General features: G+C 62.6%; 13 protein-coding genes. 10 read left to right on the top strand and 3 right to left on the bottom strand.

Annotation, left to right across the window (positions count from 1 at the left end):
- The first annotated feature begins 22 nt into the window (after positions 1-22).
- From IV098_RS01775 to IV098_RS01760, 4 genes are all read left to right on the top strand, one after another.
- Positions 23-3,178, top strand: a complete 3,156-nt coding sequence (locus IV098_RS01775) for a BTAD domain-containing putative transcriptional regulator (protein WP_296885842.1) — start codon at positions 23-25, stop codon at positions 3,176-3,178.
- A gap of 102 nt (positions 3,179-3,280) precedes the next feature.
- Complete coding sequence (locus tag IV098_RS01770) at positions 3,281-3,538, top strand: hypothetical protein (RefSeq protein WP_296885840.1); 258 nt, start codon at positions 3,281-3,283, stop codon at positions 3,536-3,538.
- A 50-nt stretch (positions 3,539-3,588) separates the two neighbouring features.
- Entirely contained in the window at positions 3,589-4,164 is a 576-nt protein-coding gene (locus IV098_RS01765) for a PEP-CTERM sorting domain-containing protein (RefSeq protein WP_296885838.1), read from the top strand.
- Between the two features lie 82 nt (positions 4,165-4,246).
- The gene (locus IV098_RS01760; RefSeq protein WP_296885836.1) at positions 4,247-4,804 is read left to right on the top strand and encodes a hypothetical protein; all 558 of its coding nucleotides are present in this window, start codon (positions 4,247-4,249) and stop codon (positions 4,802-4,804) included.
- A gap of 196 nt (positions 4,805-5,000) precedes the next feature.
- Here the strand turns inward: IV098_RS01760 and IV098_RS01755 are convergent, their stop codons facing one another.
- The gene (locus tag IV098_RS01755; protein ID WP_296885834.1) at positions 5,001-5,594 is read right to left on the bottom strand and encodes a DUF4124 domain-containing protein; all 594 of its coding nucleotides are present in this window, start codon (positions 5,592-5,594) and stop codon (positions 5,001-5,003) included.
- The gene (pyrE, locus tag IV098_RS01750) at positions 5,584-6,222 is read right to left on the bottom strand and encodes an orotate phosphoribosyltransferase (RefSeq protein ID WP_296885832.1); all 639 of its coding nucleotides are present in this window, start codon (positions 6,220-6,222) and stop codon (positions 5,584-5,586) included. Before pyrE ends, IV098_RS01755 begins: the two co-directional genes overlap by 11 nt.
- A 27-nt stretch (positions 6,223-6,249) precedes the next feature.
- Here pyrE and IV098_RS01745 point away from each other — a divergent pair, with 27 nt between their 5' ends.
- Both IV098_RS01745 and IV098_RS01740 read left to right on the top strand, forming a co-directional pair.
- Positions 6,250-7,029, top strand: a complete 780-nt coding sequence (locus IV098_RS01745) for an exodeoxyribonuclease III (protein WP_296885831.1) — start codon at positions 6,250-6,252, stop codon at positions 7,027-7,029.
- Positions 7,030-7,031: 2 nt separating this feature from the next.
- Positions 7,032-9,797: a DNA methyltransferase gene (locus IV098_RS01740; protein ID WP_296885829.1), complete on the top strand. Its 2,766-nt coding sequence runs from the start codon at positions 7,032-7,034 to the stop codon at positions 9,795-9,797.
- Here the strand turns inward: IV098_RS01740 and IV098_RS01735 are convergent.
- Entirely contained in the window at positions 9,790-10,014 is a 225-nt protein-coding gene (locus IV098_RS01735) for a hypothetical protein (protein ID WP_296885827.1), read from the bottom strand. The two genes, IV098_RS01740 and IV098_RS01735, sit on opposite strands and share 8 nt — an antisense overlap.
- A gap of 275 nt (positions 10,015-10,289) precedes the next feature.
- On the opposite strand from IV098_RS01735, the gene IV098_RS01730 reads away from it, so the two are divergent.
- Genes IV098_RS01730 through IV098_RS01715 form a run of 4 tightly spaced genes read left to right on the top strand, consistent with a single transcriptional unit; the run spans position 10,290 to position 12,956 of the window.
- Entirely contained in the window at positions 10,290-10,514 is a 225-nt protein-coding gene (locus tag IV098_RS01730) for an AbrB/MazE/SpoVT family DNA-binding domain-containing protein (protein WP_296885825.1), read from the top strand.
- Positions 10,515-10,907 carry a type II toxin-antitoxin system death-on-curing family toxin gene (locus IV098_RS01725; RefSeq protein ID WP_296885823.1) on the top strand — a complete coding sequence of 131 codons (393 nt, stop codon included), beginning with the start codon at positions 10,515-10,517 and terminating at the stop codon, positions 10,905-10,907. It begins immediately after the preceding gene.
- A 16-nt stretch (positions 10,908-10,923) separates the two neighbouring features.
- Positions 10,924-12,279 (top strand): MFS transporter, encoded by a 1,356-nt coding sequence (locus IV098_RS01720; RefSeq protein WP_296885821.1) that lies wholly within the window; start codon positions 10,924-10,926, stop codon positions 12,277-12,279.
- On the top strand, positions 12,276-12,956 hold the full coding sequence (locus IV098_RS01715; RefSeq protein WP_296885819.1) for a sulfite exporter TauE/SafE family protein: 681 nt from the start codon (positions 12,276-12,278) through the stop codon (positions 12,954-12,956). The genes IV098_RS01720 and IV098_RS01715 overlap by 4 nt, the downstream gene beginning before the upstream one ends.
- The last annotated feature ends 38 nt before the right edge of the window (positions 12,957-12,994 follow it).

The following is a 12,994-nucleotide window of genomic DNA, read 5'->3' as shown; positions in this document are numbered from 1 at the left end:
AATAACCCCTGGGGAGGGTGAAATGGTCCGGATTCAGCCGCTCGGCAAGCTGGCAGTGCCCGATGCTTCGGGATTGCTGGCACGGGAACGTCTCTACCAGCGGCTCGATGCCGCACTCACGGGAAAGCTGGCCTGGATCGTCGCCCCGGCCGGCGCCGGCAAGACCTCGCTGCTGGCCGGCTGGATCAGGGCACGTCAGCGACCTGCCATCTGGTATCAGGTTGACGCCGGCGACCATGACTTCGGCACGTTTTTTCACTACCTGAGCCTTGCCGCCAGGCAGGTTTCGCGCAGCCGTCTGCCTGCTGCCACCCCGGAAAACCTGATGGCGCCGGAGGCATTCGCCCGGCGCTATTTCACCCGCCTGTTCCAGGGCTGGAAGCAGCCATGCGTCTGGGTGCTGGACAATTACCAGGAAATTTCCGACACGGCCCCTCTGCATCGTCTGCTCGACATTGCCCTCGACCTGCTGCCAGGCGGCAGCCTCATCGTTGTTGCCAGCCGCCACGAAGCGCCCGCTTCGCTACGGCGGCATTTCGCCTATGCCTACAGTGTCTTGATCGGCGGGGACGACTTGCGCCTGTCCGCGGCGGAGAGCGCCCAACTGGCCGAACGCTGGGGCATGCCCCCCGAGCGGGCCGCCGTGCTGCATGCGACCAGCCATGGATGGGCCGCACTCCAGGTGCTGCTGATGCGCCTGCCGCCCGATCAGCACCGGCCCGATCTGCCTGCCGGCGACGCGCTCCTGTTCGATTACCTGAGTGGCGAGATTTACGAAAAGCTGGATCCGGACCTGCGCGGCTTTCTCGCCAAGGTCGCCCTGCCCCCCTTCGTCACGCCTGCACTGGCCGCGCAGCTTTCCGGGCGTTCCGATACGCAGGCGATCCTGTCCCGCCTTGCCCGGCAATCCTTTCTGACCACCCGGCACGGCCGGGGCGGAACAGCCCGGTATCAATTTCACCCGCTGCTGCGGGCGTTCCTTCTCGATCGCCTGACGCGCGACTTTCCGGCCGGCGAAGTGCAGGCATTGCGGCGGCAGGCCGCCCTGCAGCTCGAACAGGACGGCGAAAGTGAATCCGCGGCGGGATTGCTGGCGGATGCCGAGGACTGGAAAGCGCTGGCCGCGCTGCTGCGCATCCAGGCGCCAGCCTGGATGGCCGAAGGTCGCATGGCGACCCTGCGGCAGTGGCTCGAATGTCTCCCCGATGCAGTACGGCAGGGCGATCCCTGGCTGCTTTTCTGGCACGGCTCGATCCTCCGGCTGCACGACCCCAAACAGGCGCGCGCGCAACTGGAACCGGCCTGGCGCCTGTTCAAGGCTAGGGGAATGATCGATGGCGCCTTCCTCGCCTGGGCTGCCATTGTCGAATCCTACGCTGTCCCCTGGAGCGAATACCATCAGCTTCCCGCCTGGCTGGAGGAACTGGACCACCTGCAGAAGTTGCACCCCGAGCCCGCCAATACGGAAGCCGAGGCGCAACTCCTCGGCACCGGCAGCGCCCTTCTGATCAGCGCGCCTTTTCATCCCCTCATCCACACCTGGCAGCCTAAAGCCGAAGCCCTGATTCTCGCCCTGCCCTCGCCACGCCACTTTGGCCCCCTCGCCTACTTCATCACGCTGCACGCCCTTTGGCGGGGAGACAGCGTGACGCACACCCGCACCTGGTTTGCCGGCCTGTCGCTCCCGCCGCGGCTTCAGGAAAATCACCCGCTTGGCTACATCCTGTTTTGCATCTGCCGCGCATACCTGGCCTGGGCCGACCTGAATGCGGAAGATTGCCGCAACTGGGTGGCCGAAGGGCTGGAAACGGCGAGAACGACCGGTGCCCACCTCTTGGACAACCTGCTGCTGGCACAGAATGTCTATGCGGCCACGGTCTGCGGCGACCCGTTGCGCGCCCAGCAGGCACTGGACGCGATGGAACCCCTGCTCAACCCACTCTGGGCGCTGGATGTGCATCATTTCAACTACCTGCGCGCCGGCATCCAACTCATGCGGGGGGATACCGCCGCCGCGCTGAAATCAACGGATGGCCTGAGCGAACGCGTCCAGACGACCGGCGCCTATTTCCCCCTGATGGTCACCGACCTACTGCGGGGTCAGGCGCTGGCGCTGAGTGGCCAGACGGAAGCTGCACACGCGTACCTGTCCAGGCCGCTTGAATTCGCGCAGCGTTTCCCCAGCCCGCAGATCGCATTCCAGGCCGGGCTGCTTGAAGCCTATATCGCGCTGCAACAGGGCGCCGACGCGCAGGGTCTCGCCGCCTTGCAACGCGCCCTTGCGGCAGGCCGCCGGATCGATTCCATGGCGCTGTTTCCCTTCTGGCTGCCCCAGCTTGTCGCCCCGCTCTGCGCCCGCGCACTGGAGGCCGGCATCGAGGTCGACTACGTGCGCCGCCTGATCCGCCGCCGCGGGCTGCTGCCGGAATCGCCCGCCAGCGACGCCTGGCCCTGGCCGGTACGCGTCTTTACCCTGGGCCGCTTTGCCGTGCTGCTCGACGACCAGCCCGTCGTCTGTGCCGGCAAGGCCCAGAAACGCCCACTGCAACTGCTCAAGGCCTTGACCGCCCACGGCGGACGCGGGGTGTCCGCGACGACCCTGGCGCAATCGCTGTGGGCGGACGATGCGGAGGATAGCCGGCACGCCCTGGACATGACGCTCTCCCGCCTGCGCAAACTGCTCGGCAACGAGGCGGCCATCCTGACTCACGACGGCAAACTCAGCCTCAACGACAAACACTGCTGGCTCGACATCTGGGCATTCGAGCGCCTGTCCGGGAATGCCGAGCGGATCCGCGGCGACGGCGCCCCGGCGGTGTGCGAACGGGCCATGGCGCATTACGCCGGGCCGTTTCTCGGCAGCGAGGACGCGGCCGTCTGGCTGCTCCCGCGCCGCGAACGCCTGCGCAGCCGTTATATCCGCTTGGCGCTGGCTTACGGTGACAGCCTGGAGCAGGCGGCAGACTGGCAGTCGGCCGTATCCGTTTTCCGGCGCGCGCTGGAAATCGAGCCCCTGGCCGAGGTCATCACCCAGCGCCTCATGACGACCCTCCTGGCGCATGGCGAGCAATCCCAGGCTCTGGAAGCGTTCCGGCGCTGCCGCGAGATGCTGTCCATCGTCCTGGGCGTCAATCCGAGCGCCCGCACCCAGTCCCTGGCGGAGCAGGCCAAAGGCTGATCCCGCAGCAGGGCATTTCGCCATCCGTGAGCCATCCGTGAGAGGTGCCTCCCTATAGTTCGATCACCGGTCTTGACCAGTCGAACTTTAAGGAGGCACACCATGCATACCGCACGAATTGTTTTTTGCTTCGCCCTGCTTGGCCTCGCGGGCCCGGCAGGCGCGGAAGACACACCGTACAAGCACGAATACCTCAATGGCGGATATTTCGAAGGTGCGCCTGAAGCCGGGAATCCCGCCCGGCCTGACGATGAGAAGGGCACCGACGCGGAAACACCGTCCTCGTATGCGAACCATCACAACACCCCCGCAAACGCATACCCAGGCAAGCAAGCAATCGTCGCGGGCGACTGCAATTAATCCCAAAACCACCATGACAAACGGGCATAACCATTCAAAGGGAGGTATCCATGAAATTTCGCACCGCATTCATTGCCATCGCGCCGCTTTTTGCGGCACCTTCGTTCGCGACCGTGATCGACGCAAGCTTCAGCTCGACTGCCACGGCTGGAAGCCCCAGCGTCTACACCGTCACCCATGATTTCGTGCTGCCGATCGGATTCAGCAACACCTCGTTGACCATTGAGAGCATGGCCGCGGACGATCGCGGCGTCCTGCTGCTCAACGGCACGATGATCAGCAACGCCGGCATTTTCGGACCAGGCTCGGGCTTCATGACGCTCATTCCGGGAGGATCGAACGATCCGTTTACTTTCACATTCGGAAACGGGATCCAGAATGTCGTGGTCACAAGCGGATTCCTGACGGGGCTGAATACGCTAAGCCTGATTATCAACGACACGGATAATGGGATTTTCGGCGCGCCACTGGCAACAGGCGTCCACATCAGCAGCGCGGGGATCCTTGCGAGCGTAAGCTTTGATGCCGCTGCCGTTCCGGAACCCGGAACGGGGGCCCTGCTGCTGGGCGGGCTGGGGCCGGTCGGCTTCGCAGCGCGCCGTCGCAGCGAAGTCAGCGCTGTATAACGCCGCTTGGCGGCAGAGGGAGAGTCGGGTCGATTCATTTCCGGCATTCCAATAAAAGCCCTTGTAACAAAGGTGACACGCCATGCACGACAAATACGAAAAATCCCTCGCGAAGCTGCATGACGAATTCGTCGGACTGCCCCAGGACGTTCGGCTCGAATTCATCGAGCGATTCCAGCGTCATAGCTTTTCGGCACGTCTTGACGCTTACCATGCCAAACGCAACATCTTCGGATTCGGGAATGCCTGCTCCCAGACCTGGCTTCTGTTCCTGTCCGGACGGGACAGGACGGACCGTCAGGGCAAGACGACCCTGCCGCTGCAATCGCTGCTGTGCGGAGCGGCAAGCGAGGGACTGGGAAGCCAGCTGGTCATCGTGCGGGAGCCCGTTGTTGTGGCCACCGCGCACGGCTCGACCCAGTCGTTTATGACCGTAACCACGCGCGCGCAGCGCCTGCAGCCAGGTGCCGCCACCCTACTTCAGGATCGGGCGAACAACCGACTCAGTAACGATAGTTTTCTGACGGACGTATCGGTTGAGGTGATGTCCTGGCGGCACGACGGCACACCTGCCGCCGAGACTGAGTTTTCCTGGACGTGTACCGTGGAAGGCGCGATTGCAGTTTTTATCAGTGGATAATGCAATGTGTTGACGGTATGACGGCCAGCCTGCCGATTTACGTGGTGATACGCGGGTCGCCCGCATCCACGACGGCACCCTGTCCGGCAAGCTGGCCAAGCAGAAGTTGCAGGGATAAAAAAACTGGCCGGATCACGCCGGCCAGTTTTCTGAATTCACATCCACGCCCTCAGTCAGGCGACGGAGGTACCCCAAATCATTTGCCCGTCAATTCGCGGAAACGCGCCTTGTCCGCGGCATATTTCTCGCGCACTTTCTGCATCGCCTCTTCGTTGGCGAGGATGGTGCGCTTCAACTCAAGGCTTTCCCGGGTCGCCTGATCGAGCTGGCCCTGCAAGCCTGACCCCACCTTGCGCCCGGCTTTCTCGATCATGGCAATCCGCTCATTCAGTTCGGCCAGATTGGCATCCACCGCCACGCTGCGGATTTTCGCGCCATTGATCGCCAGTTTGTGGTGTTCCAGCGCCCGGTCGCGCGCCAGGTCGATTTCGGCTTCGGTGGTGTAAGTGGAAGTCAGCGCGCGATCGGACTGCGCCTGCTTTTGCTGTTCCTGCTGAACTCTTGCCTCTTCGGCCTTGCGTACGGCTTCGGCCTTGCGCTCGGCTTCGGATTGCGTGCGTTTGATGATCTGTCCCTGCTTGTTCATCTCGGCCGCGCCGCTTTGCTGATAAGTCGGCGGCAAGGTATCGCCGTACTGCACGCGGCCGTTGCTGTCCACCCAGCGGTACATCGCCGCCTGCGCGGCGCCTGCTGTCAGCAGCAAGGCCGCCAGCAGTACCCTACACGCCATACGTTGAGCGGTATCCGGCCACGGCTTGCAAAACCTGTTGTCTGTTCGCATCTCGTTCCAAAAACTCCACCAGATTATCCAGGGTGATCACCGCCACCACCGGCATGCCATATTGCTCGCGCACTTCCTGCACGGCGGACTGTTCGCCCGCACCGCGTTCCATCCGGTCCAGCGCAATCACCACGCCGGCCGGCTCGGCCCCGCACTGGCGAATCAGGTTCACCGATTCGCGCACCGAGGTGCCCGCCGAAATCACATCGTCGACGATCAACACCCGGCCCTTCAGCTCTGCGCCCACTACCGTGCCGCCTTCGCCGTGATCCTTGGCTTCCTTGCGGTTGAACGCGAACGGCACATTCCTGCCCATGCCCGCCAATGCAATCACGATGCTCGCCGCCAGCGGAATGCCCTTGTATGCCGGGCCGAACAGCACGTCGAAGACGATTCCTGAATCGACAATCGCCTTGGCGTAAAATTCGCCGAGCCGTTTCAGCTTGTCGCCATCGTTGAACAGCCCCGCATTGAAAAAATAGGGGCTCATCCGCCCCGCTTTGGTCTTGAACTCGCCAAAACACAGCACGTTCGATGCGATGGCGAATTCCACAAACTCGGCTTTGTAATCGGACATATCCCTTAACTTCTTGAATCAATCTAGATGCGAATTATATCGGCCAACCTCAACGGCATCCGTTCCGCCGCCACCAAGGGCTTCTTCGACTGGCTGCCCACGCAACACGCCGACGTCGTCTGCGTGCAGGAGTTGAAGGCTCAGGCAGCCGACCTCAAACCCGAATTCATCCAGTGCGACGGTCTGACCGGCGCTTTCCACTACGCCGAGAAAAAAGGCTACAGCGGCGTCGGCGTCTACACCCGCCAGGCACCGCAACGCATCGTCGAAGGCCTGAACGTGCCCGAATTCGATCTGGAGGGCCGCTATATCGAGGCCGATTACGGCAATCTGGCCATCATCTCGCTTTATCAGCCCTCCGGCTCCAGCGGCGACGAGCGCCAGCAGGCCAAGTTCCGCTTCATGGACGCGTTCTTCCCGCATCTCGAAGTCCTGATCAAGTCCGGCCGCGAAATCGTCATCTGCGGCGACTGGAACATCGCGCATAAAGAGGTCGACCTGAAAAACTGGAAATCCAACCAGAAGAACTCCGGCTTCCTGCCCGAAGAGCGCGCCTGGATGACGCGCCTGTTCGACGAACTCGGCTGGGTCGACGTCTACCGCAGCCTCTATCCCGAGCACACCGGCGAGGCCTACACCTGGTGGAGCAACCGCGGCCAGGCGTATGCCAAGAACGTCGGCTGGCGCATCGACTACCAGATCGCCACCCCCGGCATCGCCGCCAAGGCAAAAGCTGCCAGCGTCTACAAAGACCAGCGCTTTTCCGACCACGCGCCGCTGATCGTCGATTACAACTACACTCCGTAGCCATGCCGCTTTCCTGGAACGAGATCAAATCCCGCGCGTTATCGTTCTCGCGCGAATGGGCCGACGCCGCCAACGAAGACAGCGAGGCCAAGCCGTTCTGGATCGCCTTCTTCGAAATCTTTGGCATTACCAACAAGCGCGTCGCCACCTTCGAGCACGCGGTCAAGAAATACGGCGGCGATCAGGGATACGTCGACCTGTTCTGGCCCGGCGTATTGCTGGTCGAGCAGAAATCGCGCGGCAAGAACCTCGACCGCGCCTTTGATCAGGCGCTGGATTACTTCCCCGGCATCAAGGAACGCGATCTACCGCGCCACATTGTCGTGTGCGACTTCGCACGCTTTCGCCTGCACGATCTGGAAACCGGCGACACCCGCGAATTTACGCTGAAGGATCTGCACAAGCACATCCGCCACTTTGGTTTCATCGCCGGCTACGAAACCCAGGAAATCAAGCCGCAGAACCCGGTCAACATCCAGGCCGCCGAACGCATGGGCCGGCTGCACGACGCGCTCAAAGCCGCCGGATTCGAGGGCCACGCGCTCGAAGTACTGCTGGTGCGCCTGCTGTTCTGTCTGTTCGCCGACGACACCGGCATCTTCCAGCCCGCGCAGGCGCTGCGCACCTATATCGAGGAACGCACCCGCGAGGATGGTTCCGACCTCGGCCCTCTGCTCGCCCAGCTGTTCCAGGTACTGAACACCCCGGAAGCCAAACGCGGCAAGGCGCTGGACGACCAGCTCGCCGCTTTCCCCTACATCAACGGCAGGCTGTTCGAAGAGCCTATCCCGATTGCCGATTTCGATTCGGCCATGCGCGAAGCCCTGCTCGATGCCTGCGCGCTCGACTGGAGCGCGATCTCGCCGGCCATCTTCGGCGCGCTGTTCCAGTCGATCATGGACAAGACGGCGCGGCGCAACCTCGGCGCGCACTACACCAGCGAGGAAAACATCCTCAAGCTCATCAAGCCGCTGTTCCTCGACGCGCTGTGGGCCGAGTTCGACAAAGTCAAAAAGAACCGCAACAAGTTGTTCGAATTCCATAAAAAACTGCGCGGACTCACCTTCTTCGACCCCGCCTGCGGCTGCGGCAACTTCCTCGTCATCGCCTACCGCGAGCTGCGCCTGCTGGAACTTGAAATCCTGCGCGCCTCGCTCGCGCTGGAACGCGAATTCAAGCAATCGCTGATCGACATCTTCCAGCTGCTCTCCATCGACGTCGACCAGTTCCACGGCATCGAAATCGAGGAATTCCCTGCCCAGATCGCCCAGGTTGCGCTGTGGCTGGCGGACCACCAGATGAATCTCAAGGTGAGCGAGGAATTCGGCATGTATTTCGCCCGCATTCCGCTCAAGACCAGCCCGCACATCGTGAATGGCAACGCGCTCACGCTCGACTGGAACGACGTGCTGCCGGCGGAGCGGGCGAGCTACGTCATGGGCAACCCGCCGTTCATCGGACACCAGTGGCGCAATGCGGAGCAGATGGCGGACATGGAGCGGATTTGGGGCACGGATGGCCGTTTCGGACGCCTGGACTATGTAACCTGCTGGCACCGCAAGGCTGCGGATTACATGAAAACCAACCCGGCTATCACCTGCGCATTGGTATCCACCAACAGCATCTGCCAAGGCGAACAGGTCGGCACCTTGTGGGGCTATCTGCTGGAACATAGTGTCCATATCCACTTCGCCCATCGCACCTTCTCATGGAGCAATGAAGCGCGTGGCAAGGCCGCAGTGCATTGTGTGATCGTCGGCTTCGGGCTGCGCGATACGGCAGAGAAAACCATCTTTGAATACGAGGACATCAAGGGAGAGCCACATGCCATCCAGGCGGCCAACATCAACCCCTATCTCGTCGATGCGCCGGATGTCATCCTGCCGTCTAGAACCACCACGCCGCAAGGCTTGCCGCAGCTCATCAAAGGCAGCCAGCCAACGGATGGCGGCCATCTGATTCTTACCGAATCGGAAAAGGCCGAGCTGCTGGCAATAGAACCTGCCGCTGAAAAGTGGTTGCGGGTCTATATCGGCGGCGAGGAACTCATCAACGGCAATCCCCGTTGGTGTCTATGGCTGAAAGGCATCGGCCCGGGCGAATTGAAATCCATGCCGCACGTCATGAAGCGGGTGGCCGCCGTGGCCGAGACACGCAAACGGAGTCCAACCAAAAGCGTGCGGGAATTCGCCAACCAACCCACCCTGTTCACGCAGGACAGGCAACCGGATGGCGACTATTTGGCACTACCGGAAGTGTCATCTGAGAACCGCCGGTTTATTCCCATAGGTTTTCTCTCCAGTGATGTTATTGCCAGCAATCAACTTCGGATCGCCGTTGGCGCAACCCTGTACCACTTCGGCATCATGAACAGCACCATGCACAACGCCTGGGTGCGTTACACCTGCGGTCGTCTGGAAAGTCGTTTTCGTTATGAGCCGTCGGTCTACAACAACTTCCCCTGGCCCGACGCCCCGGACGACAAGACCCGGCAGACCATCGAAACCGCCGCCCAGGCCGTGCTCGACGCCCGCACGCAATTCCCCGGATCGACGCTGGCCGACCTCTACGACCCGCTCTCCATGCCGCCCGCGCTGCTGAAAGCGCACCAGAAGCTCGACGCGGCGGTGGACAAGGCCTACGGAAAAACCGGCTTCAAATCCGACGCTGAGCGGGTGGCGTTCCTGTTCGCGCGCTATCAGGCGCTGACGTCGCTGTTGCCAGCGGCCACGGTCAAGCGCAGCCGGAAAAAAACCACCGCTACTTGAACTTGATGGGTTTGCTGATTCCCGACCGGGTCACGCTGACCATGACCGGCGGTTTGGCCTGAGCGGCCAGGCGCTGGATTTTGTCGTAGAGACGGGTGATGAGCTCGGCCGTTTCGGCCGCCGAAGCATTGCCCGCTGCCAGAACAAAAACGGTGACTTGATGCGACTGAAAGGCTTCGAGTTCGGCGGGGCGGGCGCGAATGCTGATGGTGCGCAATGTAATGCGCGCCGATTACATCGAGCGCCGCACCCAAGAGAGTTGCAGTGCAGATCTGTTCGCGGGTGTCTTCAAGGTCGCCGCGTCGGCCGATGAAGGGATGCGCGGACAGGGTTCGGCGGTTTGCCTGAAATCTCCCGCCAGTGCGTTCGGCTTGCGAGGCGTCTTGCACGACAAATCCAGACTTTGCGCCAAGCCGCCTCCCCGGTCTGCTCCTTGGCTTATGCCGCAACACCGCCTAATATAACAACCGTTATAACTAACAGGAGTCTGCGATGCACGCCCTGAAACTCACCCAAATCGGCAATTCAGTCGGCCTGATCCTGCCCAAGGAAATACTGGCACGCCTGAAGCTGGAAAAAGGCGATACGGTGTTTGTGACCGAAACGCCAGAGGGCGTGGCGGTGACGCCCTACGACCCCAGCCTGGAAGAACAGATCGAAGCAGGCCGCGCATTCATGCGCGACTTCCGCGACACCTTCCACGAACTGGCGAAGTAAGTGGCGCACGCCTGGAAGTGGTTCGACAAGCGCGCCCTGCTGCTGCTGCACGACGAGAGCCTGGCCGAACACGGCGGCTTGCCGGGCTTGCGTGACGAAGGCCTGCTCGATTCCGCTTTGGCGCGCCCGCTCAATCTGGCGGCGTATGGCGACCCGGATGTGTGCGAACTGGCGGCGTCATACTGCGTCGGCCTTGCCAAGAATCATCCCTTTGTCGATGGCAATAAGCGCGCCGCCTTCCTTGCAACAGGCTTGTTCCTCTACTCGAATGGACAACGGCTGACGGCTACCCAGGCGGAAGCGACGCTGGCCGTGTTGGCAGTCGCTGCCAGCGAATGGGACGAAGCGATGCTCGCCGCCTGGCTGCGCGAACGCATCGCACCCCGCACTTAACCGCTTACCCTTCACCATGTCCCACCCCTGGCTCAACGCCCTCAAGGTCTACACCCACCCACGCGTCGTCGGCATGCTGTTCCTCGGTTTTTCGGCCGGGCTGCCGCTGCTGCTGGTGCTCGGCACGCTGTCGTTCTGGCTGTCGGAAGCGGGCATTGCGCGCGCGACGATCGGACATCTCTCCTGGGTGGGGCTGGCGTATGGCTTCAAGTTTTTGTGGTCGCCGCTGGTGGACCGACTACCGCTGCCCTTCCTCACTGCGCGGCTGGGCAAGCGGCGGGCGTGGCTGCTGCTGTCGCAGGTCTGCATTGCCGCCGCGCTGCTGGGAATGGCGAACACCGATCCTGTGCTGGACCTGACGCACATGGTGTTCTTTGCGCTGGCGGTGGCGTTCGCCTCGGCGACGCAGGACATCGCGCTCGACGCTTACCGCATCGAGGCAGTGGAAGCCGAGAAGCAGGGCGCGATGGCGGCAACCTACCAGGCCGGCTACCGCATCGCGATGATTACTGCCGGCGCGGGCGCGCTGTGGATCGCGGCGGCGTTCGACCCGAGCGAGGCGACCTACGATTTCCGCCCCTGGCAGGTGGCGTACACGGTGATGGCGGCACTGATGGTGGTCGGCATCCTCACCACGCTGATCATCCGCGAACCGGAAAAGAAGATTTCCGTTTCGACCGTCGAGCGCGAGGCGCACACGCGCGAACGCTTCGCCGCCGCGGGGCTGTCCGGCTGGCTGCTGACTGCAACGGCGTGGTTTTACAGCGCAGTGCTGTCGCCTTTTATCGACTTCATCCAGCGCTACAAGTGGCAGGCGCTGCTGATGCTGGGACTGATCGCAACCTACCGCATCTCGGACGTGGTGATGGGCGTGATGAGCAACCCCTTCTATCAGGAGCTGGGCTTCACCAAGGACGAGGTGGCCACCGTGTCGAAGGTCTACGGCGTGATCATGACCATCGTCGGCGCGGCGCTCGGCGGCCTGCTGACCCTGCGCCTCGGCGTGATGCGCACGCTGTTTCTCGGCGCCGTGCTGTCGGCCGCGACCAACCTGCTGTTCGTCTGGCTGGCCGGGCGCGGCCACGATGTCTCCGCGCTGGTGTTCACGGTGTCGGCCGACAACCTGTCGGCGGGTATCGCTTCGAGCGCCTTCGTTGCCTACCTGTCCAGCCTGGTCAACCAGGCCTATTCGGCCACGCAGTACGCGCTGTTCACCTCGGTGATGCTGCTGTTGCCCAAGTTCATCGCGGGCTTTTCCGGCGAGTTCGTCGATGCGTACGGCTGGGCGAATTTCTTCACCGGAACCGCGGCAATCGGATTGCCGGTGCTGCTGCTGGTGTGGCTGGTATCCCGAAATCATAAGCAAGCATGATCGAACTCTCCCTCCTCACCGCGCTGCTCGCCGGCCTGCTCGGCGGCGTGCATTGCGTCGGCATGTGCGGCGGCATCGTCGCTGCGTTCTCGTTCCGCGCCGATGGCAGCACGCCGCCGTTTCGCCTGCATCTGGCCTACAACCTGGGACGGGTAAGTTCATACGTGATGTTCGGCGCGCTGGCCGGGACGCTCGGTGCATCGTTGAAGCTGGCGGAATTCATGCCGGTGCAGACGCTGCTGTTCGTGCTGGCGCAGCTCGTGATGATTCTGCTTGGCCTGTATCTGGCTGGCTTCAGCCAGTGGGTTCTGGTGTTCGAGCGCGCCGGCGGCGTGTTGTGGCGCGCGGTGAAACCGCTGTTCCAGAAATTGCTGCCGGTGAAGACCATGCCGCAGGCGCTGCTCGCCGGCATGGCCTGGGGCTGGTTGCCATGCGGGCTGGTGTATTCGGTGCTGGTGTCGGCGCTGGCGGCGGGCAGCGCCACCTCGGGCGCAGCGCTGATGCTGGCATTCGGGCTGGGCACGCTGCCGAACCTGCTGGGGATGGGCCTGTTCGCTCGGCAGATCCAGCCGTTCATGCAGCAGCTGTGGGTGCGCCGTGTGGCGGGGCTGACGGTGGCCGGCTTTGGCGTATGGGGCTTGCTGAATCTGGCTTATTCGGCGTTTTCGAACACCTGAAAGTCAGGCGGGCTCTGCACCGCCCGCATGGAAAAGCC

Source organism: Thiobacillus sp. (assembly GCF_018780105.1).
Taxonomy (GTDB): Bacteria; Pseudomonadota; Gammaproteobacteria; order Burkholderiales; family Thiobacillaceae; genus Thiobacillus.
The sequence above is the reverse complement of the archived record's forward strand: the minus strand, read 5'-3'. Positions and strand labels throughout refer to the sequence as shown.

Excerpts from the sequence above, each read along its gene's own strand:
- IV098_RS01775 (WP_296885842.1), top strand. The coding sequence starts at position 23 with ATGGTCCGGATTCAGCCGCTCGGCAAGCTGGCAGTGCCCGATGCTTCG.
- IV098_RS01770 (WP_296885840.1), top strand. The coding sequence starts at position 3,281 with ATGCATACCGCACGAATTGTTTTTTGCTTCGCCCTGCTTGGCCTCGCG.
- IV098_RS01765 (WP_296885838.1), top strand. The coding sequence starts at position 3,589 with ATGAAATTTCGCACCGCATTCATTGCCATCGCGCCGCTTTTTGCGGCA.
- IV098_RS01760 (WP_296885836.1), top strand. The coding sequence starts at position 4,247 with ATGCACGACAAATACGAAAAATCCCTCGCGAAGCTGCATGACGAATTC.
- IV098_RS01755 (WP_296885834.1), bottom strand. The coding sequence starts at position 5,594 with ATGGCGTGTAGGGTACTGCTGGCGGCCTTGCTGCTGACAGCAGGCGCC.
- pyrE (WP_296885832.1), bottom strand. The coding sequence starts at position 6,222 with ATGTCCGATTACAAAGCCGAGTTTGTGGAATTCGCCATCGCATCGAAC.
- IV098_RS01745 (WP_296885831.1), top strand. The coding sequence starts at position 6,250 with ATGCGAATTATATCGGCCAACCTCAACGGCATCCGTTCCGCCGCCACC.
- IV098_RS01740 (WP_296885829.1), top strand. The coding sequence starts at position 7,032 with ATGCCGCTTTCCTGGAACGAGATCAAATCCCGCGCGTTATCGTTCTCG.
- IV098_RS01730 (WP_296885825.1), top strand. The coding sequence starts at position 10,290 with ATGCACGCCCTGAAACTCACCCAAATCGGCAATTCAGTCGGCCTGATC.
- IV098_RS01720 (WP_296885821.1), top strand. The coding sequence starts at position 10,924 with ATGTCCCACCCCTGGCTCAACGCCCTCAAGGTCTACACCCACCCACGC.
- IV098_RS01715 (WP_296885819.1), top strand. The coding sequence starts at position 12,276 with ATGATCGAACTCTCCCTCCTCACCGCGCTGCTCGCCGGCCTGCTCGGC.